The sequence below is a fragment of the Rhizobium sp. J15 genome, from assembly GCF_002531825.1.
In the GTDB taxonomy this organism is placed as follows: Bacteria; Pseudomonadota; Alphaproteobacteria; order Rhizobiales; family Rhizobiaceae; genus Rhizobium.
In genome coordinates this window covers 1-22,343 of the sequence record NZ_NWSX01000051.1, presented here as the reverse complement: position 1 = coordinate 22,343, position 22,343 = coordinate 1, and the positions used below count along the sequence as shown (strand labels likewise).

At 59.3% G+C, this 22,343-nt stretch carries 22 protein-coding genes and 5 tRNA genes; 17 read left to right on the top strand and 10 right to left on the bottom strand.

Translation table 11 applies throughout. The features are described 5' to 3' along the window. Positions 1-17 precede the first annotated feature (17 nt). Positions 18-851 (bottom strand): serine O-acetyltransferase, encoded by an 834-nt coding sequence (gene cysE, locus CO670_RS27925; RefSeq protein ID WP_097593213.1) that lies wholly within the window; start codon positions 849-851, stop codon positions 18-20. Between the two features lie 140 nt (positions 852-991). Next, a complete protein-coding gene (locus tag CO670_RS27920) occupies positions 992-1,777 on the bottom strand; it encodes an alpha/beta hydrolase (protein WP_097593212.1) in 786 nt (261 codons plus the stop codon). A 158-nt stretch (positions 1,778-1,935) separates the two neighbouring features. On the opposite strand from CO670_RS27920, the gene CO670_RS27915 reads away from it, so the two are divergent. Together CO670_RS27915 and CO670_RS27910 are read left to right on the top strand one after the other, a co-directional pair. Then, entirely contained in the window at positions 1,936-2,181 is a 246-nt protein-coding gene (locus CO670_RS27915; RefSeq protein ID WP_008526950.1) for a zinc-finger domain-containing protein, read from the top strand. A 28-nt stretch (positions 2,182-2,209) separates the two neighbouring features. Further along, positions 2,210-3,364: an FAD-dependent monooxygenase gene (locus tag CO670_RS27910; RefSeq protein ID WP_097593211.1), complete on the top strand. Its 1,155-nt coding sequence runs from the start codon at positions 2,210-2,212 to the stop codon at positions 3,362-3,364. A 10-nt stretch (positions 3,365-3,374) separates the two neighbouring features. Here the strand turns inward: CO670_RS27910 and CO670_RS27905 are convergent, their stop codons facing one another. Then, positions 3,375-4,565: a cystathionine beta-lyase gene (locus CO670_RS27905; RefSeq protein ID WP_097593209.1), complete on the bottom strand. Its 1,191-nt coding sequence runs from the start codon at positions 4,563-4,565 to the stop codon at positions 3,375-3,377. Between the two features lie 361 nt (positions 4,566-4,926). On the opposite strand from CO670_RS27905, the gene CO670_RS27900 reads away from it, so the two are divergent. The 4 genes from CO670_RS27900 (at position 4,927) to CO670_RS27885 (ending at position 9,194) form a co-directional block, all read left to right on the top strand. After that, complete coding sequence (locus CO670_RS27900) at positions 4,927-5,952, top strand: amino acid ABC transporter substrate-binding protein (RefSeq protein ID WP_097593208.1); 1,026 nt, start codon at positions 4,927-4,929, stop codon at positions 5,950-5,952. Between the two features lie 100 nt (positions 5,953-6,052). Continuing rightward, positions 6,053-7,255 (top strand): amino acid ABC transporter permease, encoded by a 1,203-nt coding sequence (locus tag CO670_RS27895; protein WP_097593207.1) that lies wholly within the window; start codon positions 6,053-6,055, stop codon positions 7,253-7,255. A gap of 1 nt (position 7,256) precedes the next feature. Next, the gene (locus CO670_RS27890; RefSeq protein ID WP_097593206.1) at positions 7,257-8,402 is read left to right on the top strand and encodes an amino acid ABC transporter permease; all 1,146 of its coding nucleotides are present in this window, start codon (positions 7,257-7,259) and stop codon (positions 8,400-8,402) included. An 18-nt stretch (positions 8,403-8,420) separates the two neighbouring features. Continuing rightward, complete coding sequence (locus CO670_RS27885; RefSeq protein ID WP_064691464.1) at positions 8,421-9,194, top strand: amino acid ABC transporter ATP-binding protein; 774 nt, start codon at positions 8,421-8,423, stop codon at positions 9,192-9,194. A gap of 61 nt (positions 9,195-9,255) precedes the next feature. Here the strand turns inward: CO670_RS27885 and CO670_RS27880 are convergent, their stop codons facing one another. After that, the gene (locus CO670_RS27880) at positions 9,256-9,903 is read right to left on the bottom strand and encodes a hypothetical protein (RefSeq protein WP_176539037.1); all 648 of its coding nucleotides are present in this window, start codon (positions 9,901-9,903) and stop codon (positions 9,256-9,258) included. A 461-nt stretch (positions 9,904-10,364) separates the two neighbouring features. On the opposite strand from CO670_RS27880, the gene CO670_RS27875 reads away from it, so the two are divergent. The 3 genes from CO670_RS27875 to CO670_RS27860 all read left to right on the top strand — a co-directional run bounded on the left by CO670_RS27875 (position 10,365) and on the right by CO670_RS27860 (position 13,106). Further along, positions 10,365-10,805, top strand: coding sequence for a DUF3597 domain-containing protein (locus CO670_RS27875; RefSeq protein WP_097593205.1), 441 nt, complete (start codon positions 10,365-10,367; stop codon positions 10,803-10,805). Between the two features lie 203 nt (positions 10,806-11,008). Next, positions 11,009-11,323, top strand: coding sequence for a hypothetical protein (locus tag CO670_RS27870; RefSeq protein WP_088674162.1), 315 nt, complete (start codon positions 11,009-11,011; stop codon positions 11,321-11,323). 613 nt (positions 11,324-11,936) lie between these two features. Beyond that, positions 11,937-13,106 (top strand): hypothetical protein, encoded by a 1,170-nt coding sequence (locus CO670_RS27860; protein ID WP_245426034.1) that lies wholly within the window; start codon positions 11,937-11,939, stop codon positions 13,104-13,106. Positions 13,107-13,200: 94 nt separating this feature from the next. On the opposite strand, the gene CO670_RS27855 is transcribed toward CO670_RS27860, so the two are convergent. Then, positions 13,201-13,277: transfer RNA gene (locus CO670_RS27855), tRNA-Arg, on the bottom strand. Between the two features lie 57 nt (positions 13,278-13,334). After that, positions 13,335-13,640: an ETC complex I subunit gene (locus CO670_RS27850; protein WP_088674164.1), complete on the bottom strand. Its 306-nt coding sequence runs from the start codon at positions 13,638-13,640 to the stop codon at positions 13,335-13,337. 636 nt (positions 13,641-14,276) lie between these two features. Here CO670_RS27850 and CO670_RS27845 point away from each other — a divergent pair. Beyond that, a tRNA-Pro gene (locus CO670_RS27845) sits at positions 14,277-14,353 on the top strand. A gap of 69 nt (positions 14,354-14,422) precedes the next feature. Here CO670_RS27845 and CO670_RS27840 read toward each other — a convergent pair. Beyond that, a complete protein-coding gene (locus CO670_RS27840) occupies positions 14,423-14,911 on the bottom strand; it encodes a DUF192 domain-containing protein (RefSeq protein ID WP_097593202.1) in 489 nt (162 codons plus the stop codon). A gap of 1 nt (position 14,912) precedes the next feature. Next, positions 14,913-15,491: a cold-shock protein gene (locus tag CO670_RS27835; protein ID WP_097593201.1), complete on the bottom strand. Its 579-nt coding sequence runs from the start codon at positions 15,489-15,491 to the stop codon at positions 14,913-14,915. A 195-nt stretch (positions 15,492-15,686) separates the two neighbouring features. On the opposite strand from CO670_RS27835, the gene gloA reads away from it, so the two are divergent. From gloA to CO670_RS27805, 6 genes are all read left to right on the top strand, one after another. Next, complete coding sequence (gene gloA / locus CO670_RS27830) at positions 15,687-16,127, top strand: lactoylglutathione lyase (RefSeq protein WP_097593200.1); 441 nt, start codon at positions 15,687-15,689, stop codon at positions 16,125-16,127. Between the two features lie 164 nt (positions 16,128-16,291). Then, positions 16,292-17,377, top strand: coding sequence for a D-Ala-D-Ala carboxypeptidase family metallohydrolase (locus tag CO670_RS27825; protein WP_097593198.1), 1,086 nt, complete (start codon positions 16,292-16,294; stop codon positions 17,375-17,377). 198 nt (positions 17,378-17,575) lie between these two features. Further along, a tRNA-Glu gene (locus CO670_RS27820) sits at positions 17,576-17,650 on the top strand. 75 nt (positions 17,651-17,725) lie between these two features. After that, positions 17,726-17,800, top strand: a tRNA-Glu gene (locus CO670_RS27815). Positions 17,801-17,976: 176 nt separating this feature from the next. Further along, entirely contained in the window at positions 17,977-18,786 is an 810-nt protein-coding gene (locus CO670_RS27810) for a hypothetical protein (protein WP_141502420.1), read from the top strand. 172 nt (positions 18,787-18,958) lie between these two features. After that, a tRNA-Glu gene (locus tag CO670_RS27805) sits at positions 18,959-19,033 on the top strand. Positions 19,034-19,078: 45 nt separating this feature from the next. On the opposite strand, the gene recJ is transcribed toward CO670_RS27805, so the two are convergent. Both recJ and CO670_RS27795 read right to left on the bottom strand, forming a co-directional pair. Then, a complete protein-coding gene (gene recJ, locus CO670_RS27800; RefSeq protein ID WP_097593235.1) occupies positions 19,079-20,881 on the bottom strand; it encodes a single-stranded-DNA-specific exonuclease RecJ in 1,803 nt (600 codons plus the stop codon). Positions 20,882-20,961: 80 nt separating this feature from the next. After that, a complete protein-coding gene (locus CO670_RS27795; RefSeq protein ID WP_097593196.1) occupies positions 20,962-21,195 on the bottom strand; it encodes a hypothetical protein in 234 nt (77 codons plus the stop codon). 541 nt (positions 21,196-21,736) lie between these two features. On the opposite strand from CO670_RS27795, the gene CO670_RS27790 reads away from it, so the two are divergent. Then, positions 21,737-22,343: NAD-dependent epimerase/dehydratase family protein (locus CO670_RS27790; protein WP_141502418.1), on the top strand; the 607-nt coding region annotated here is incomplete at its 3' end.

Sequence of the window (22,343 nt, the reverse complement as noted above, 5' to 3'; positions counted from 1 at the left end):
TCCTTTCCCAATGGCGCTCAGATATCGGCGCCGATCACCTGGTCCATGTTGCGCGACGGCTCGGAACAACCGGCTTCGCCGACGACCTTGGCCGGAACGCCCGCGACCGTCTTCTTCGGCGGCACCGCCTTGAGCACCACGGAACCGGCGGCAACGCGCGAGCAATAGCCGATCTCGATATTGCCGAGGATCTTCGCGCCGGCGCCGATCATGACGCCGCTGCCGATCTTCGGGTGACGGTCGGCGCCTTCCTTGCCCGTGCCGCCGAGCGTGACGCCATGCAGGATCGAGACGTTGTCGCCGATGACGGCCGTCTCGCCGACGACGAGGCCGGTCGCATGATCGAGGAAGATGCCCTTGCCGATACGCGCCGCCGGATTGATGTCGGTCTGGAAGACGCTGGAGGAGCGGCTTTGCAGATAAAGCGCGAAATCACGCCGGCCGCGGTTCAGCAGCCAATGAGCCAAACGGTGCGTCTGCAGCGCATGGAAGCCCTTGAAATAGAGCACCGCCTCCATGAAACGCAGGCAGGCGGGATCGCGGTCGTAAACGGCCTGGATATCGACGCGCAGGATAGAGCTCCACTCCGGCCAGTCGAGGAGCATTTCCTCGAAGGTCTGGCGAAGCAGGTTTGCCTGCATATCGGGATGATCGAGACGTTCGCAGATGCGGTGGATGACGCATTCCTCGAGCGAACGGTAGTTGATGACAGTCGAATACAGGAAGGCGGCGAGAACGGGGTCCTTTTCGGCCGCGATCCGTGCTTCCTCGCGCAGGCTGTCCCAGATGGGATCCATCACCTTCAGGGGATGGCCAGCCTCAAAAGCACGAATGTCTGTCTTTGCGACCATCGCCGCTCTCCTTGCTGCCAACAGGAATGCCGTTTTCGGAATGCCAATATATAGAGGAAAACGGCAATAACATAAATGGGTACCGCCGCCATGGTTTTTTAGCATGGCTGTTCAGCATCACGATCATGTCACCGGCGATGTCACCCCTCGGCGACCTTTGCGTAGAAGGCCAGCACCGCCTGCTTGAAAACCTTGTCGCCGACGGCAAGCATATGATCGCGGCCGGGAATATCGAGCGCTTCGGCATTCGGCATCAGCGCCGCCAGCTCTTGCGGCGAGCCGGCGATATCATCCTTTGTGCCGACGCCGATCAGGGTGGGCATGTCGAGCTTGCCCATATCCGATCGGGCGACGAGATCGCGCGAGCCGCGAATGCAGACGGCAAGGGCGACACGGTCGCTCTTCGTCTGCTCGGCGAAGGCGCGGAACATCCTGCCGCGGGCATGCGTCACCTCGTCGAGCGAGGGAGCAAGCAGCGCATCGGCGATCGGGTCCCAGTCGCCGACGCCGTCGGTCATGCCGATGCCAAGGCCGCCGAGCACCAGGGACCGGACACGATGCGGATTGGCGAGCGCTGTAAAGACGGAAATGCGCGCGCCCATCGAATAGCCCATGATATTGGCCTCCGGGATGCCCAGATGATCGAGCAAGGCGATCGCGTCGCCAGCCATGACCCAGGGACGATAGGCTTCGGCATCGTGCGGCTTGTCGCTTGCGCCATGGCCGCGATTGTCGATGGCGATCACCCGGTAGCCGGCGTCCCCCAACGTCTTCAGCCAGCCCGGATGCACCCAGTTGACGTTCGCGGTCGAGGCAAAACCGTGGATCAACAAGACAGGCACGCCGGACGGATCGCCTTCGTCGAAAAAGGCAAGTTCCAATCCGTCATGGGTGAAGCTTGAAAAGGCGGGAGTATTCAGGTTCATCGGGTCTTCCTTTTTGGCGCGACCATAATCGAGCCGCCAGTCAGCGTGAAGCCGAAAACTGTGCCCAAAAACTGTGACCGGCGCGGCGCTTTGGCTCTACACATTTGCGGCGAAGGCTTATAAAGTCCGCCCACATTTCTAAGCATTCGGAGAGCAATATGGCCGGCCACAACATCCCCCACTTTCAGAATGACGGCGGTCACCGCGTTATCGAAGTCGGCGTCAAGGAATTCATGTGCACCGGCGCTTCGGCTCCCTTCGACCACCCGCACATCTTCATCGACATGGGCGACGACAACGAGAAGGTCTGTTCCTACTGCTCGACGCTCTATCGCTTCAATTCCTCGCTCAAGCCGAGCCAGACCAATCCGGCCGGTTGCGTCTTTCACGTGAAGGCGGCGTAATCCGTCCAGAATCTGGATCGGACAGACAATGCCTGCCGAACATGCCACCATCATCGGCGCCGGTATATCAGGACTGGCCGCGGCCCTTTCCCTTTCGCGTCGCGGCATCAGCTCGGAGATCTTCGAGCAGGCAGGCGAACTGACCGAGGTCGGCGCCGGGCTGCAGCTATCGCCGAACGCTTCCCGCATCCTTGACGAACTCGGCATTCTGGACGGGCTGTCGAAGGTCTGGCTCGAGCCGGACACGATCCGGTTGATATCGGGCAGTTCGCTGCGCCAGCTTGCGGCGGTGCCGGCGGGGAAATTCGCGCGGGAACGCTGGGGGGCGCCCTACGGCGTCCTGCATCGCACGACATTGCAGAAGGCCCTGCTGGCTGCGGTCGAGGCCGATCCGCTTTGCCGGCTTCATCTCGGCGTGCAGATCGAGGCTGGCCTGCCGCCGTTGGAGCGCGCTGCCGATCTCGTCATCGGCGCGGACGGCGTCTGGTCAAAGCTCAGGCAATCCGTTCCCGGCAGCCCCTCGCCGCGTTTTTCCGGCAATATCGCCTACCGCTTCACCATTGCCGAAGCAGAAGCGCCCGCCTTTCTCGATCGGACATCCGTCTCGGCCTTCCTCGGCGGTTCGGCGCATCTTGTGAGCTACCCCCTGAAGGAGACCGGCAGCTTCAACATGGTGGCGATCACCGCCGGCAACCTCGCGCCGCAGACCTGGCAAAGCGAGCCGACGGCCGAGCAGCGCGCGCAGTTGCGGAAGCGCCTTTCCGGGTGGAACGCTGCCATCCTGTCGCTGGTCGAAAGACAGAGGAACCTGACCTTCTGGCCGCTGTTCGAAACCACGGCGGGCGCATGGCACGACGGCCGAAGGACGGTGCTGATCGGTGACGCCGCGCATGCGATGATGCCCTTTGCCGCGCAGGGCGCGGCGATGGCGATCGAAGACGCTTACGAGCTTGCCGGCTTTCTTTCGAACCGGCCGGTAGCGGAAGCGCTGGCGCTTTTCGAAAAACATCGCACGCCGCGCATCGCGAGGCTTCGCCAGCGCGGCGCTTTCAACCAGTTCGCCTATCATGCCAAGGGGCCGATCCGGATCGGCCGCGATCTCGTGCTTGGCCTCAAACCGCCGCAAAGCCTGGCGGCGGATCTCGACTGGATCTACGGCTACAAGGCCGCGCGCCTGCCGTAAGGCGCCGCGGTCAGACGGCGCTTGCGGCGGCAAAACCCCGTTCGATATCGGCCTTGAGGTCGGCCACATCCTCGATGCCGATCTGCAGACGGATGACCGGGCCTTCCGCCGGGGCCTTGGCGATCTTGCGGTCGTTGAGGTTGGCGTGCAGGGCGAGACTTTCGAAGCCGCCCCAGGAATAGCCGAGACCGAAAATCTGAAGCGCGTCGAGGAAGGCGTGCGCCTTTGCCCTGAACTTCTCGGGACCGCCCGCGGCAAGCACGAAGGAGAAGATGCCGCTAGCACCCTTGAAGTCGCGCTTCCAGATATGGTGAGAGGGAAAACTCGGCAGGGCCGGATGCAGCACGCGGGCGACGTCATCCCTGCCCTCCAGCCATTCTGCGATCGCGAGCGCACTCTCATAATGCCGCTCGAGGCGCAGGCCCATGGTGCGCAGTCCGCGCAGGATCTGATAGGCATCGTCGGGCGCACCGCAGATGCCGAGCGCGCCATTCGCCTCCTTCAGCCGCTCCCAGTGCTCGGCATTGGCCGACACCGTTCCGAGCAGGATATCGGAATGACCGGACGGATATTTGGTCGCCGCATGGATGGAGATGTCGACGCCGTAATCGAGCGGCCTGAAATAGAGCGGCGTCGCCCAGGTATTGTCCATCATGACGACGGCGCCGTGGCGGTGCGCAACCGCCGAGATTGCCGGAATATCCTGCATCTCGAAGGTATTTGAGCCGGGAGCCTCGGTATGGACGATCTTGGTGTTCGGCCGGAACAGTGCTTCGATGCCGGCGCCGATCGCCGGATCGTAATACTCCACCTCGACGCCGAGACGCTTCAGCATCGTATCGCAGAAATGACGCGTCGGGCCGTAAACCGAATCGACGACGAGCGCATGATCGCCGGCCGCGACGAAACCCAGGAACGGAACGGTGACGGCCGCAAGACCCGAAGGCACGAGGATCGTGCCGGCCGAACCTTCGAGCGCGTCGATCGCTTCGCAGAGCGCATCGGTCGTCGGCGTGCCGCGCGTCCCGTAGGTATATTTCTGCGAACGCGTCTCCATCGTGCGGGCATTCGGAAACAGCACCGTCGAAGCATGCACGACCGGCGGATTGACGAAGCCGTGATAGTCGAAGGGATCGTTGCCGATATGGGTCAGGCGGGTGTTGATGCCAGCGTTCTGCAGCAAACTGTCTTTGTCTTTCATGTCGGAAATGGCCTTTGGCGAAGGAGCGCGGAAGCGAACATTTGGACGCCTCGCCGGTTACGGTCAACCCCTCGAAGACAGCGAACGGCCGACGCGCCGATCTCGCGAAATTTTGGATTTTCGCGTTATTTTTCCGCAAGAGACCGCCTATTTGGTAGCCAGCAGCCCAGGAATGCAGCGCAATATACCAAAATCCCGAAATTTGCCGCAATTATTGATGGCGACACTTGACCATGGTGACATTTGCGACTGTGATAGAGTCACTCGCGCCGGGAGGGTGTCGAGACAATGGGGGGCGGCAGAGTTTTTCGCCGGAACTCCCCACAAGAAAAGATAAGACAACGGAAAAGGTTGGGAAAAAATGAAGAACAAGCTTCTGTCGGCCGCGATCGGCGCAGCAGTTTTCGCTCTTGGCACCTCGGCTGCTTCAGCCACGACCCTTGGAGACGTAAAGGCAAAGGGTTTCATTCAGTGCGGCGTCAACACCGGTCTCGCCGGCTTTGCCGCGCCTGACGCTTCCGGCAATTGGGCCGGCTTCGACGTCGATTTCTGCAAGGCTGTCGCCGCGGCCGTCTTCGGCGACCCCACCAAGGTGAAGTTCACCCCCTTGAGCGCCGCCAATCGCTTCCCGGCTCTTCAGTCCGGCGAAATCGACGTGCTCGCCCGCAACACGACATGGTCGATCAACCGCGACACCGCTCTCGGCCTGAACTTCCGTTTCGTCAACTACTATGACGGCCAGGGCTTCATGGTCCGCAAGAGCCTGAACGTGAAGTCGGCGCTCGAACTCTCCGGCGCGTCCGTCTGCGTGCAGTCGGGCACGACCACGGAACTCAACCTTGCCGACTACTTCAAGGCGAACAACCTTCAGTACAACCCCGTCGTCTTCGAAAAGCTGGACGAGGTCAATGCCGCCTATGATGCCGGCCGCTGCGACGTCTACACGACCGACCAGTCCGGTCTCTATTCGCTACGCCTGACGCTGAAGAACCCGGACGAACATGCGATCCTGCCGGAAATCATCTCCAAGGAGCCGCTCGCTCCGGCCGTTCGCCAGGGTGACGACCAGTGGTTCGATATCGTCAGCTGGGTTGGCTATGCCATGATCAATGCCGAAGAATTCGGCATCACCCAGGCGAATGTCGACGACATGAAGAACTCGCCGAACCCCGACATCAAGCGCTTCCTCGGCGTCGAGGCCGACACCAAGATCGGCACCGATCTCGGCCTGACCAACGACTGGGCCTATAACATCGTGAAGAACGTCGGCAATTACGGCGAAGTCTTCGAGCGCAACATCGGCCAGGGCAGCCAGCTGAAGATCGCACGCGGTCTCAACGCTCTCTGGAACAAGGGCGGCATTCAGTACGCTCCGCCGGTTCGCTGATCGGCATCACGCATGAAAGCCGGAAGGGCGGGCGACCGCCTTTCCTCCTCCTATAAAAAAGCTCCGAAAAGGAGCGCATAACGTGGGGAATTGGCCAGGTATGACGCACCAGATTGCGGGTTCAACACCTATACCCAGGAGTGGCTGGAGTTTTCAGTCCGCCCTTTACGACCCGAGAGTTCGGGGTATCTTTTTCCAAGTTCTTACCATCGTGTTGCTGGTCACCTTCGTGTGGTGGGTCGCGCACAACACTGCCGTCAATCTGGCGCGCGCCAACATCGCATCGGGCTTCGGCTTCCTGAACGGCCGCGCCGGCTTCGAAGTCGGCCAGTCGCTGATCGCCTATTCGAGCGATTCGACCTACGGCCGGGCGCTGCTGGTCGGCCTGCTGAACACGCTGCTGATCGCCGTTACCGGCATTATCACCGCCACCATCATCGGCTTCATCATCGGCATCGGCCGTCTGTCGCGGAATTGGCTGATTGCCAAACTGTGCACGGTTTATGTGGAAGTGTTTCGCAATATTCCGCCGCTGCTCGTGATCTTCTTCTGGTATTCAGGCGTTCTGGCGGTTCTGCCGAATGCGCGCGAGTCGCTGCATCTGCCGTTCGGATCGTATCTGAACAATCGCGGCCTTTCCTTCCCCAAGCCGATTTTCGGTGAAACTTTCTGGCTCGTCGGCGTCGCCTTCGTCATCGCGATCATCGCCGTCATCGTGACGGCCAGATGGGCGCATCGCCGGCAGGCAGCGACAGGTCAACCGTTCCACACGATCTGGGTTTCGATCGGCCTGCTGATCGGCCTGCCGCTTGTTGCCTTCCTGCTCGCAGGCATGCCGCTTTCCTTCGACTATCCGATCGCGGGCAAATTCAACCTCACCGGCGGTTCCATCGTCGGGCCGGAATTCATGTCCCTCTTCCTGGCGCTTTCCTTCTATACCGCCGCCTTCATCGCCGAGATCGTGCGCGCGGGCATTCGCGGTGTGCCGAAGGGGCAGACGGAAGCTGCAGCCGCACTTGGGCTGCATCCCTCGTCGATCACCCGCCTGGTTGTGATCCCGCAGGCCTTCCGCATCATCATTCCGCCGCTGAGCAGCCAGTATCTCAATCTCACCAAGAACTCGTCGCTGGCGATCGCCATCGGTTTTGCCGATCTCGTCGCGGTCGGCAGCACGACGCTGAACCAGACCGGTCAGTCCGTCGAGGTGATCCTCATCTGGATGGTCATTTATCTCAGCCTCAGTGTCGTGACCTCGCTGTTCATGAACTGGTTCAATGCCAAGATGGCGCTGGTGGAGAGATAAGATGAGCAACAGTTTCGTCAGAACCGCCATGCTGGCGCCGGAACCGCCTCCTGCGGGAGAAAAGGGTGCCGGAGCCTGGATCCGCCGCAACCTGCTTGCGACACCAAAGGACATGGTCCTTACCATCGTGGCCCTGGTCTTTCTTTCCTGGGCTCTCTTCCATGCGATCGACTGGCTCTTCGTGCAGGCGGTCTGGACCGGCTCGGATCGCACCTTCTGCGCCACGACCGTTCAAGGGGGCATCCAGCCGGACGGTTGGAATGGTGCATGCTGGGCCTTCATCAACGCCAAGTTCGACCAGATCATCTACGGTGGCTACCCGATCGACGAGCGCTGGCGGCCGACGCTGGTCGGCATTCTATTCGTACTTCTGCTGGTGCCGATGCTCATCCCTTCGGCGCCGCGCAAGGGCCTGAACGCCATCCTGCTCTTCATCGTGCTGCCGATCGTTTCCTTCGTTCTGCTGTACGGTGGATTCGGCCTGGAAGTCATCGAGACTCCGCGCTGGGGCGGACTGATGGTGACGCTGGTGCTCTCCTTCGTCGGCATCGCTGTCTCCTTCCCGCTCGGCATCGTCCTGGCGCTCGGAAGACGCTCGCAGATGCCTGTCATCCGCACGGTCTGCATCATCTTCATCGAAGTCGTCCGCGGCGTGCCGCTGATTACCGTGCTCTTCATGGCGAGCGTCATGCTGCCGCTTTTCCTGCCGGCCGGCTGGACGGTGGACAAGCTCCTGCGCGCGATCATCGGCGTTTCGATCTTCGCCTCCGCCTATATGGCCGAGGTCATTCGCGGCGGCCTGCAGGCAATTCCGAAGGGCCAGTTCGAGGGTGCGGATTCGCTCGGCCTCGGCTACTGGCAGAAGATGCGGCTAATCATCCTGCCGCAGGCGATCAAGCTGGTGATCCCGGGCATCGTCAACACCTTCATCGGCATGTTCAAGGATACATCCCTGGTGTCGATCATCAGCATGTACGACCTGCTCGGCATCGTTCGCTTCTTCTTCACCGATCCGAACTGGGCAACCGCGGTAACGCCGCTGACGGGGCTGATCTTCGCCGGCTTCGCCTTCTGGCTTTTCTGCTTCGGCATGTCGCGCTATTCGGCGTTCATCGAACGTCACCTCGACACCGGCCACAAACGATAAAAATGAGGGAAAACAATCATGGCTGAAGCTCCAGCTAAAAAGCTCACCGTTTCCGCAACGGAAGTGGCGATCGAAATCATCAACATGAACAAGTGGTACGGTGATTTCCATGTGCTGCGCGACATCAATCTGAAGGTCATGCGCGGCGAGCGCATCGTCATTGCCGGCCCGTCGGGTTCCGGCAAGTCGACGATGATCCGCTGCATCAACCGCCTGGAAGAGCACCAGAAGGGCAAGATCATCGTCGACGGAACCGAACTCACCAACGATCTGAAGAAGATCGACGAGGTTCGGCGCGAAGTCGGCATGGTGTTCCAGCACTTCAACCTCTTCCCACATCTGACGATCCTGGAAAACTGCACGCTGGCGCCGATCTGGGTGCGCAAGATGCCGAAGAAGCAGGCGGAAGAAATCGCCATGCACTTCCTCAAGCGCGTCAAGATTCCGGAGCAGGCGAACAAGTACCCGGGCCAGCTCTCCGGCGGCCAGCAGCAACGCGTGGCGATCGCCCGTTCCCTCTGCATGAACCCGAAGATCATGCTGTTCGACGAGCCGACCTCGGCGCTCGACCCCGAAATGATCAAGGAAGTGCTCGACACGATGGTGGGCCTCGCCGAAGAAGGCATGACCATGCTCTGCGTCACCCATGAAATGGGCTTTGCCCGCCAGGTCGCCAACCGCGTCATCTTCATGGATCAGGGCCAGATCGTCGAACAGAATTCGCCGGCCGAATTCTTCGACAATCCGCAGCACGAGCGCACCAAGCTGTTCCTCAGCCAGATCCTGCATTAAGTCTCGCGCTGAAGCTTTCCGAAGACCCGCCGCGCCTTACGGTTCGGCGGGTCTTTGACGTTCAGCGGGAGGCCGACGCCTGCAACAGGCTGCAAAGACCGGCAAGACCTGAATCAACGCCGCCAGAGGAGATATCGACGCAACGGATGAGCATCTTGCGCCGCTGGTCGGCCGGCATGGCGCGAAAGGCATCCAGCGTGCGAGCCTGCGATGCGCTGACGGTGCGATCAGGCGCGGCGGTTGTCATACGCTCCGCCCCGTTCGCGTCGCCAATGGCAAGATCGGCGTTAACGCCGCTTCCGCCACCAATCGACGCTGTGGCTTTGGCATCTATATCGTTGGAGCCGCCGGTCCGTGCATTGATATCGGCATTGACGCCGCGATCGCCGCCGAGCCTGGCTTTGCCGTTCGTCTCGAGACCCTCGCCGCCGCCGATGACAGCATTGACGTCGGCATCGATACCTCGACCGCTGCCCGCACTGGCGCTCGCATCCGCGTTGATGCCGCTCGAGCCGCCGATGGATGCATCGGCGGTTGCATCAACGCCGCTTCCGCCGCCGAGCGAAGCCCCGGCATTGGCGCTGGCGGTATTCCCGGCGTTCACAGACACGCCGATGTCGAGCGCATGTGCCTGACCTGTCGGCATGGCAAGGGCCAAGCAGACGGACGCAAGCAGGGCAGCCGGCAGTCTTAGGTGCATATGGGTCATGATCTTCCTCCGTTTCCATGTGCCGAACAGTGAAGTCCGGCAGCTGAAAATCGAGGAACGCGCGTGCCTTCGATCGATCGGACGCCTGCTCTCTAGGACGTCCATGCCAAGCCAACGTGAAGGGGTAGCCAATGTTTCCCCTTAGCGCCGCCTGAACCGGCGCGAGAGCCGACAATAACCAATTGTGGTTATCGCCAGGCAAGCGGCGCGGAAACGATTGTGCCAAAAGCAGACATCCGAGGCAAATCCCGGCCGATATCGCGGCCCTGTCGAAAGTCTGAAGGATTGGCACAAGGATCGCTTCCAATAGGACGACGGCCGGGTCGATCAAGCTGGCTGCTGATATCTCGATCGTTTCTCCCTCCATTGAGGCGGCAAAAATAAACTTCCACTCTTCTGGATATGCCTTGCCGGAACTCCATGTTCAGCATGTCCTAATTTACGAAGCCGGAGGTTCAGGAATGGGCATTTTCGACAAAATCAAACATGCAATCTTTGGAGAAGCCAAAGCTGCCGAACCCGCTGCCGCCAGTGCACCAAAGGCAGCGCCGGCCCAGGCTCCCGTTTCACCCTCGCCTGCGCCCAGCCAGGCGCCGACGGCTTCTCCAGCGCAGAGCAAGGCGGCCCCAGCCCCGGCAGCGGCAACAGTCGATATCGTTCCCATCCTCGACGCGGCGGTGAAGAAGAGCGGCCAGAAACTCGACTGGCGCCACTCGATCGTGGACCTGATGAAGGCTGTCGGAATGGATGCGAGCCTCGCCGAACGCAAGGAACTCGCCGCCGAACTCGGCTACACCGGCGACACCAACGATTCCGCGAAAATGAATATATGGCTGCACAAGGCACTGATGAAGCGGCTTTCAGAAAACGGCGGCAAGGTTCCGGCCGATCTCCTGGATTGAGCGATGACGGGTGGCTGCCGCCATTTTTCGGCCGCAGCCATCCGGCCGAGGAGGCTCGGGAATGCAAATCCTCATTTCCAGGCCGGACGATCAAAAGTCACGCGCCCATGCAGATGCTATTCACAAGTCTCCTTGCTCATAAATGCAGGAACCAATAATATCGTACTCGATTACTTCGTATGAGCGACACGGGAGACTGTCCAATGAGATTGATGGCAGCAGTTGGTCTTACGCTTAGCCTGGGCTGTATTTCGGCCGCAGAATCCCCTTCGAACTATCAATCCTATCACGGCGGCATTCGGGTCGATACCGACCCCGTGCTCCTTGCACGATACGACAAGGCGCTTCAACGCTGCGTGCCGGAAGCAAGCTCATTGCGCAGGGGCTCACCGGATCCACAGAGCCTGGAATACAATGCGGCGCTGAGAAGCTGCCTCTACAGGTACAGCTTCGTCGACAGAGGCGTCTACGCCTATCCCATACCCAAGGTCTATTTCGATCATTTTCTGGATCGCTGAGAAGAAGCTCTCGGCTACGACATCAGCAATTTTTCCACCTTTCAGCGAAATCAGTAGGATTTCGCGCTTGTCCTTTCGCGCGCCGCACGAATCGAAATAAACATCAGGCGCCATCGATTGTAATTAGGGGACAATATTAAATGCGCGCTCGTACCGTAACAATAATAATTGCCATTGGACTTCTGACCGCATGCGTCCCAACGCGTCAGGACTACGAAGCTTACGTCACATTGCTGCAAGGCAGTTCAAGGGCAAGAAGTGAAGTCGTGAAAGACTGCGCGAAGGGATTTGATGCGAATGGCCGCCGCGGTGCAGGACTTGTGACAAGCGTTTCGGACAAGGACGCGCCGAGGGTTGCGTGCGAGCGATTTGTTGCAGCCCTGGTTTCCGGCCGCCTTACCTATGATGATGTTGTCGACGTCAGACAGCATCGATTCACGCCAAAGGTAATCAAGATCTTTCAGGGCCGCTAAGCATGCGGCGGCTTGCAGCGCCCGGCTTGCAAGCCGCCGAGAGACCGTCCGGCGGATCAGCTGTCAGCATAGGATTGAAATTTCAGCCATGAGTTGCACTTTGTCGTATAGTGGTCATAGGACGGCCGCGACAAAGAGGGATGACTGACGTTTTGATGCGAAAACGAGAATTGATGAAGGGCGCGGCCGCGGTCGCGCTTGGAGCTATTCATGGAGGGCGGGCGATGGCGGCGTTAAATGAAAGCGTGGATGTTGCGGCGCTCGCGGTCCTAAGACCCGGGATGCCGATGGCGAAAGTCCAGGCAGCGATGGGGTCGGCGTGGAAGCCACTTGCTGCGCATAAAGGCGGCAAGATCGATCTGCTTGAGAACAGCCATGGATTCGTTGCATGGATTGATGAGAACGGCTTCATCGGAATGCTCAATTACGATCATCGCTTTCTGCGTCCCGTCGAAGGGATCGCAATGGGAATGAAGATCGAACAGCTACGCGCAGCCATGCCATCTCTCGAGATCGGAGACGATATTCCGATGATGCGAGGCGTGCGTATGGGCGTGCGGCACTATCCGGAGGGTTACACTTTGCGGATCCGCCTCACGCTGGAGACCGTCAACGAAATCGGCTTTTCCAACCCGGCGGCGGAATATCCGGAGCCGACGGAACCACCTTATCCGGCGGCAGCAGGCATCCCCGGCGCGCCCTTTGCCGACCCAAATCTCAAGCTCGTCGTGCTATCATCGCTTCTCGACGCCAAGCAGATTGATCTTGGAACCCCGGCACAGCTTGCGACCCACGTCCTCGGCCGGGCCGTCGATCTTGAGAGCGAAGGCTATGAAATCATGCCCGAGGCGCAGGATTATCTGGCGCGATATCCTTTGACTAACGAGTTGCTTACCACGGTAGAGGAAATCGCGTTCGACGGCGGAGGAAGCGTCTATAGGTACGTCTGGCATTTCTGGGACGGCGAGGACGATGTCTTCAACGTCACCGACCTCTCAGGGATCGAGCTTTGCAGGAATCTCAAAAGCTTTTCCGCAATCTCGATGATCGGAAAGATCGACATTCGAACGCTTCTTTCATTTGGGAGACTGGAGTATCTGAGTCTCAGCACCGGGGCAGACCATATCGAAACGCTGCTCGGGCTGCCGACGCTGAAAGAAGTGAGGGTTCTCGACGACGAGATTTATGACGAGGTCACAAAGGTGGGGACACCAGCTAGGCGTGTCTTCGATACGCTGAAGGACCGCGGAGTGCGCGTGTGGGTACACTGGGTCTCTGCCACGGAGCCCACGCCCCCTGCCTTCGAATGATCCGATCGGCAACACAGCAACGTCGGTCCGCATCCGCGTGGGAGCCCGGTTTAAATCAGCGTGACCTACGTCTTCAGTATGAACAACGAAAAGATGGCGACCCCTGCAGGAATCGAACCTGCGACAACCTGCTTAGAAGGCAGGTGCTCTATCCAGCTGAGCTAAGGGGCCGTCTGCTGGCCGCGCTCGGGAAACGCGACCGGATGCGGCATATGTGGACGAGAAATCTCAGTGCGTCCAGGGCTGCGTACGGGTATAGCGGAAATTGTCCGGATAAGCGACGACCTGGCGGGCCGGATCTTTCGGGGCGATGACACGATATTCGATGCCGTTGCGCTGGGCGTAGGCTTCCGCAAGCGCCTGCGTTTCAAAGGTGAGCTTCACCTGCTGGCGCGTGTCGCGGGAGGAAGTGTAGCCCATCATCGGATCGATCTTGCGCGGCGACTCCTGATCGAATTCGAGCACCCAGAGATGGGTCTTGGCCTTGCCGGACTGCATGGCGGTCTTGGCTGGACGATAGATCTTGGCAGACATGACTGCGGCGTCTCCGAATATAGGGTCTCGATCCCGTTGCCGGGCCTTTGCTTCACCCCGAAGGGATAATGCAAAGAGATGAATTTTGCTTATCCGCGAATCCCCGGTTTTTCAAGAAAAAAGGCGGCTGGTAATACCGGCGCCCGTTTCGCCTTGTGGCGGGCGGCACAGTGAAAAATCAGTCTTGGCCGCCAAAGCCACTGTGGATATGTTTCCCTAGCCCGGCCCCGCAGCACCTTGAAATGCGGGAGATTTGCGGGTCGAATTCCCGAATGTTACCGGCTGTCTCATGTTGTGATTGCAACGAGATTGCCGCATACAACGCTCGGCACTAGTTTACGCCCCAGTCGGGTTTAGCGGATTTAGAATTATGACGAGACGTTCGGCAGAGTTTAATGCCATTGTGATCGGCGCTGTCATTACGGCCTTCTTCTACGTTGCCATCAGCTACGCGCAATATATCGGCCTGCTCGGTCAGGGCTGAACGTCCCATCGTGCCTTGAGGGTACCAAACCGGCGGCATCACCAAGATTTTCTGTGTGGCACCCACATCCCGGCGAGGAATCTCCTGGCCGGGCAGGTTTTATGGGTTGCGACGGCAAAGCGAACCGTGTATTCCCCCTGCCATTCACGGCACGGAGTGTAGCGCAGTCTGGTAGCGCATCTGGTTTGGGACCAGAGGGTCGGGAGTTCGAATCTCTCCACTCCGACCATTCAATACCCTGATATTATTGAATTCCTTGAGAGCCGCACGATCATTCGCGCGCGCTCACGCGCCGCCGTCACTTCGCCTTCGTCGTCGTGGCGCTTACGATCCTGTCGCCGGTTTTGATTCCGAGCTTGGCGACGATGCCGGCGTTGAGTTCGACGACATATTTCACCTCGCCCATCGAATCGATCACGTCGCGCGAATAGGGTTTGGCGTTTTCCTTGATGTGGCGGATCGTGCCGGTATCGTCGGCAAAGAGCATGTCGAGCGGCAGGATGGTGTTTTCCATCCACATGCCGACGCGCCGCGACTGGCCGAAATCGAAGATCATGCCGGCATCATCGGCCATCGTCTTGCGGAACATCAGGCCACGCGCACGCTGATCGGCTGACGAGGCGACCTCGACGGTGAAACGCAGCGTCTTGCCCGCGGCGGTCTGGATGAGCAGCGGCTCCTTGTCGAACCGAATCTCCTCCTGGGCCAAAGCCGGCAAGGCGGCGGCCATGAAAAAAAGCGCCAGAATGGCGCTTCTTATCGCATGAAATAGAATGGAGCCGCGCATGTCAGTGCGACCGGCTTGCCGGGCTCGGAACGTCGGGATGGATTTCCGCAGCCATCAAGCCCTTTTCGCCGTCGCCGAAGCGGACGAGGACGACCTGGCCGGGGCGCAGTTCCGTCAGGCCGAAGCGGCGGAGCGTCTCCATGTGCACGAAAATGTCTTCCGTGCCCTCGCCGCGCGTCAGGAATCCGAAGCCCTTGGTGCGGTTGAACCATTTGACGAGCGCGCGTTCAAGCCCGCTCGTCGCGGTGACCTGCACATGTGTGCGCACCGGCGGCAGCTGCGAGGGATGAACCGCCGTCGACTGATCCATCGAGAGGATCTTGAAAGCCTGGTAGCCGCGCTCGCGGCGCTGGACAAGAGCGACGATGCGCGTTCCCTCGAGGATCGTCTGGTAACCGTCGCGGCGAAGGCAGGTCACGTGCAGGAGAACGTCCTGCATGCCGTTATCGGGTACGATGAAGCCGAAACCCTTGGCGACGTCGAACCACTTGACGACCCCGGTGATTTCAACAAGATCGACCGCCTCGCCCGATAGCTCGTCGAGATCGGAGTATTGGTTCGGTGAAATCCTGTCAGCCATTGTCGCCAGCCCCTCGAATACGCGTCACACTGTTACGGTTAACTGATTCTTGAAATCAAGATTAACATCTTGGTAACGGATAAGCGCAAGTCCTAGTTTTCGGTTATTCCCAGGTGCACATTTTATGATGATGTCTTGCCCGAAGCTGACCACGGCTGGCCGAAAAGGGCTAGCCCCAATAAAGGAGTAAATAGAATGCGTTATCTTCATACTATGGTTCGCGTCAAAGATCTGGACGCCTCACTCGCCTTTTATACCACCCTGTTCGGCCTGGAAGAGATTCGCCGCCACGAAAACGAGAAGGGCCGCTACACCCTGGTTTTCCTGGCCGCCCGCGACGATGTCGACCGTGCGCGCAGCGAAAAGGCCCCCTGCCTCGAGCTGACCTACAACTGGGATACGGAGGATTATAGCGGAGGACGCAATTTCGGCCACCTCGCCTATGAAGTCGACGATATCTATGCAACCTGCCAGAAGCTGATGGACAACGGCATCACCATCAACCGGCCGCCGCGCGACGGGAACATGGCTTTCGTACGCTCGCCGGACGGCATTTCAATCGAAATCCTGCAGAAGGGCAGCCCTCTTCCGGCCGCCGAACCCTGGACTTCGATGGGCAATACCGGCGCCTGGTAAGGTTTTTTGCCGCAAGGCTTTTGCGAAGCTTGCGGCTTTTGCGATTTCGGGTCCGGCCGGCGCCTTGGCGCTTGCCGCGATCCGGCCCCACAGGCAATCTCCGACCGACTCGAAGCGGTGAAGGGCGTTTTGGCCCTTTTTCGCATCAACTGGAGACCGGTCGCTTGCGTAATACTGAGATGCGGATGCCCCTGGCGGGCGCTTTGCTGATCGCCACCTCGGTGCTGGCGCTGGCGGGTTGCGTGTCGAACAAGAAGGCGCTCGATTCCGCCGCAGCCATTCCAGCGGCGCCGGCAGCGCAGGCGGCAGCACCTCAGCCTGCCACCGCAGCGCCTGCAACGACCGCCAAACGCTCAATCTACACCGATCCCCAACTCGTGAATGTTTCCGGCGCCCAGCCCGCGCCCCAGGTCGCAGCGCAGGATCCGAATGCCGCCGTGCCACCCGCAGATCCCGCCGCGGCGGCGCCGGCCAATATCGGCGGCCTCGTCCTGCAGTCGACCCGGATCAATGCGCAGGCGATGAGCATCTTCTCCGACCGTCAACCGGCGCCGCAGAACAACAGCACCTCCACCATCATTCAGCCGCAGGGCGCAAACGCCTATGCGCCGGTGGACGGTGTTTCGCCCGCGCGAAGCAGCGTCTATAGCCAGCCGCCCGCACAGGGGCAGCCGGCGGAGCCGGTGCTGCCGCAGCAGTCCTCGCAGAATACCAGCACGCAGCTTGCGCCCGTTCAAACCGCCTCGCTGGCAACCGGCAGCATTCAATCCTCGACGATGAACGCGCTCTACAGCGCCCCGAAGCAGAACCTGCTCGGCAGCCTCTCCGGCCTCCTGCACAAGGCGGCCCTGCCCGGCATGACGCGCATCGCGCCGAACGGGCTGCATCTTCAGAATGACAAGGTCGAGGTCGGCTGCTTCAAACCCGATCTGCTCAATATCATCAAGGCGGCCGAAACCCATTTCGGCCGGCCTGTCGTCGTCACATCCGGCCATCGCGACGAAGAACATAACCGCCTGGTCGGCGGCGCCGACGAATCGATGCACAAAAGCTGCGAAGCCGCCGACATCCAGATCGAGGGCGTCTCGAAATGGGATATTGCCGCCTATATCCGCTCGCTGCCGAACCGCGGCGGCGTCGGCACCTATTGCCACACGGATTCCATCCACGTCGATACCGGCAAAACCCGTGACTGGAACTGGGGCTGCGGCGGTAAACGCGCGCCGATAGCGACCGCAAGAGCGATCTGATCACCCCAAGGCGACAGGGCATAACGCAACGTCAGCTCTATCCCAGATTCTCACGGCAACGCGCACAAGCTGTTGATTCGGCTGCCCTAATCCTCCGCTTTATACCAGCCGGAATAACTGTCATTTTTTTGAAAAAAATCGAATTTGCCGCTTGCGGGATCGTAAGTGCCTGACTATAAGGGCGCCACCACGAAGGAAGCGCCCTTCGTCTATCGGTTAGGACACCAGATTTTCATTCTGGGAAGAGGGGTTCGACTCCCCTAGGGCGTGCCACTCCTCTCAATTGTCGAAGCATCGTGATCTGCTTGCAGATATCGCTTCCCTTTCCTATTTTAACGAAATCGGCACGCGCCCTTCGTCTATCGGTTAGGACGACAGATTCTCATTCTGTAAAGAGGGGTTCGATTCCCCTAGGGCGTACCAGTTTCTTCGAATTGGTTGAATTTTAGTATTTAATCAAACTACAAGCCCCAAAAAACGGCGGCTATGCGAACTAAAATCAAATCATATTTCTTATGAACGCTCCCCTGCATACGGGATGCCTTCCCTAATAGGAGAGTCCTCTCTAACATACGAGGATGGTGACAAAGTTCTTTTTCATGGACGAACAATACGTCGAACCCCAAACCGATCGCAGCAAAGGGACAAAGCAGCGTAAACGTTGCCTATCACTGACTGGCGTATTGATTCCCACTAATGTGCATAGCACGTTCAGACAACGATTCTATCAAGAGATAGCAACAGCGCTCAATATAGACGGCAACAATATTCCTGAAATTCCAGAAATACACGCGTCCAATCTATTCCGGGAACAACCCGACGCGGTAAAATATCACTTCCTCAAAGGAATCGTCTCAATTTGTCTTGACTTGAATTTTCTTATCTACCGTGTCGGATATTATCGAACTCTGCGGATGGATGAGTCCTTTAAGGATCCAAAGAGTATCTTAGGTCTTTGCTTTTTAGGTCTGCTTTCATGTCTAAAAGATCAACTGATACAAAATGAGATATGGCCAGTAATGGAAACAGATAACACGAAAGATCAAGATCGTCACTTCGCAGGTCAAGTTCAGCAAATCGATTATCTATCATCTCTCATTGGCAGAGAATGTATGTCTATTGATAATTGCAACCTCGGGGAGCTTCACTACACCACCAAACGATCCTCCTATGGATCAGTCGCTGATTGTATTTCCTATATGCTGGATGCCAGATTTCTGCTCTCCTCGGGTCACGAGATATCGCCGTTCAAAAGAAAGTTGGCTGAAATCGCGGTGGAACTCGACCCGCTCATCATGTTCGACGAGATTATCGAGATGAAGTTCGAAAAGCCTCCCTCCGGCTATATTGGTGAAGGCCCCTTTCGCTACACCTTTCCAATCAGCCCAACGGCCCGCTCTGCAAAGTGAGAAAATCAAGTCGGCCTACGATTTGCCAGACTGTGGGCTAAGCATGACTTGACCGAGATTGTAAATGCGGTTTTCCACAGCGGAAAAAAATCGGCGAAAACGATGATTTTTTCGCGTCTTGGCGCTTGCGGCTTTCGAAGGTGCTGACTATAAGGGCGCCACCACGAAGGAAGCGCCCTTCGTCTATCGGTTAGGACACCAGATTTTCATTCTGGGAAGAGGGGTTCGACTCCCCTAGGGCGTGCCACTTCTCTCTCCAAATTTCATGTCGTTCAGAGCTTTGCGCGGCGATCTATTTCGCCGGCGCTGCGTCGCAGACGCGCAGCTGGATGCGGCGCGCGCCCTGATAATGCTCGGCGCCCAGCGAGCCTGCAACGTGCAGGCTGGCGCCGCGGGAGTTAAGCAGCAGGCTGCCGAGCGCCGTGTCGGCGGCGCGGAAGGCGATGCCGTCGAGTCTCGATCCGTCCATCGCCTCCAGCGTCACCTTCACATGTTTCTCGCCGACCAGGCGCGCGTCGCGCACGCGATGGGCAGGCACAGCAAAGAGCGGTTGCGCATGGCCGGAGCCATAGGGACCGGCGGCCTCCAGGCGGTCGATGAGTTCCAATGTGGCGCCGCTCGCGCCGATCGCGCCATCGATCTTCAGCGTCTCGTTGGCGACGAGGCTCGCCACCGTCCTTGCCGCCTTCTCCGCGAAGAAGGTTCTCAGCCTGCCGAGATCGGCACGTTCGACCGTGAGCCCCGCGGCCATGGCATGACCGCCGCCCTTGACCAGAATCCCTTCTTCGACGGCCGCGCGCACCATCCTGCCCATGTCGAAGCCGTTGATGGAGCGGCCGGAGCCGGTGCCGCGGCCGGAAGGATCGAAAGCGATCGCGAAGGCCGGCCGTTTGAACTTTTCCTTGAGCCGCGCCGCAATCAGCCCGACGATGCCGGGATGCCATTTCTCATGGGCCGTGACGATGACGGAGGCGCCCTCGCCGTCGCCATATTCGGCCAGCGCCTCGGCTTCCGCCTCCTGCAGCATGATGGCTTCCATCGCTTGACGCTCCCGATTGAGTTCGTCGAGACGTTGGGCGATCATCTCCGCCTCACCGGCATCGTCGAGCGTCAACAGGCGGCTTCCGAGTGCGGCATCGCCGATCCGCCCGCCGGCATTGATGCGCGGGCCGATCAGGAAGCCGAAATGATAGGGTGTGACCGGTCCGGCGAGCCCGGCCTTGCGGAAGAGTGCGGCAAGGCCGGCATTGCTCTGGTGGCGGGCGGCGACCAGCCCCTTCACGACATAAGCGCGGTTGAGGCCCTTCAGCGGCACGACATCGCAGACCGTCGCCAGCGCCACGATATCCAGCCATTGCAGCAGATCGATCGCCAGGATTCGTTTGTTGCCGGCAGCGCGCAGCAGCCTGAGCGTGGCGACTAGCACCATGAAGACCACGCCGGCCGCGCAGAGATGCCCCTGCCCCGACAGATCGTCCTCGCGGTTCGGATTGACCAGCGCATGACAGGGCGGCAGCTCATGTGTCACCTGGTGGTGATCGATGACGACGACATCGATATTGCGCGCGGCAGCGGCGGCAAGCGCCTCGTGGCTGGTTGAGCCGCAATCGACGGTAACGATCAGCCGGGCGCCGTTATCGATCAGCTGATTGATCGCAGCCGGATTGGGTCCGTAACCTTCGAAGACGCGATCGGGAATATAGATATTGGCCTTGACGCCGAAGTGGCTGAGAAAACGGAACATCAGCGCCGAGGAAGCCGCACCGTCGACGTCATAATCACCGAAGATCGCGACGCTCTCGCCGCGCTCGATCGCGCTTACGAGGCGGGTCGCGGCCTTTTCGCAATCGGTCAGCTTATGGGGATCGGGCATCAGGCTGCGGATGGTCGGATCGAGGAATTCGATCGCCTCGTCCACCGTCACTCCGCGCCCGGCCAGCACACGGGCGATCAGATCCGGCAGCCCGTGGATCTGCGACATGGCCAAAGCACGATTCTGCCCGGCCTGGTCGAGACGCGCGACCCAGCGATTGTCGAGCGCGGATTTCTCCACGCCGAGAAACGCGCGCTGTACCGGATCCACGAGATCTGCCATGCCAAACTCCGCTGACTTCATCTGCTCTTTCTACAGGAGCAGCGGAGATAACATAGCGACATGTTTGCAGACACGGGTTTTTACCAGAATATCGCCCAGATGATCAGGGCGATGCCGGCCAGTTGCACCAGCAGGAACGAAAACAACGTCAGCAGAATGGCCCAGTTTCGGCCTTCGCCTTCAGTCTCATTCCGAGCCCCCCGGCGAATTTCATGGCGGGCCGGCTTGAGGATTTCCTCCATCGCACCGGAATCGTCCCGCGGCACCTCATCCGTGTAGCCATGCCCCTTCCCGGCATGGCTGTCCTTGCTCATGAAAAATCTCCAGCCGGCGACTCACCATCTTCTGGTTTATTTATATCAATATTTCGGTATCTGTTAATATAGGCTTCCGTTAGGGAAGGTTAGACAAATCACAGCAAGTTTACGGCTAAAGGTTGCGCGAATTGGCCGGATGTGAACAGCCCGAGCCGCGTTAAGAGATTGCGCGACGGCCCACACCGTTCCCAGGCAGCGACTGGATGACAATCGCCAGAAAACACGAAGGAAGCTGCGACCGGTCTTTTCAGCAAGCCTGCGTCTCAATACTGCCGAAAAGTAATAATCAATACAATCTCAGCGATCGGACCGTCCGATCGCTGAGCGAACGGCGTCCTGAACATCGACCTCAGAAACGTCTGCCGCTGCGTTGTCATGATGCTTCTCGACGAAGGGCTTCCATCCTCCTTGCAATTGACCGCCGTCACAGCGCTGTCACGCGCATTAATGTTAATAATATCAATAACGCAGGGTAGATTGACTTCGTTATATCACGAGAGGCTAATTAAGACATAACCGCTATGTGGGAGTTGGCGTAATGAAGAAAGTTCTGGTGGCAGGCGGAGCCGGGTTCATTGGTTCGCATATGTGCGACAAGTTGTTGCTGCGCAGCAATATCAGCAAGCTTGTGGTCGTCGACAATCTCTGGACCGGCCGGGCGGAGAATCTGGCCCACATCAAGGATCCGCGTCTGCATTTCGTGCGGTCCGACGTCGAAACACTTCAAACCTCCGACAAGTTCGACGAGATATACCATTTCGCTTCTCCGGCTTCACCGCCGTGGTACATGAAAGAACCGAAGCGGACGATCTCGGCCAACCTGCTCGGCGCCTTCCGGCTGCTCGACCTCCTGAAGAAGGGAGGCCGCTTCTGCTTCACCTCGTCGTCCGAGGTCTATGGCGATCCGCTGGTGTCGCCGCAGCCGGAGAGCTACAAGGGCCAGGTCGACTGCACCGGGCCGCGCTCCTCCTATGACGAAAGCAAGCGCTGCACCGAATCGCTGCTGTTCGAATTGCAGCGCACCGAAGGGCTGGATGTCCGGGTCGTGCGGCCGTTCAACTGTTACGGGCCGCGGACGCGGCCGGATGACGGCCGGGCCGTCTCCAACTTCATCACCCAGGCGCTGACCGGCCGCTCGATCACCG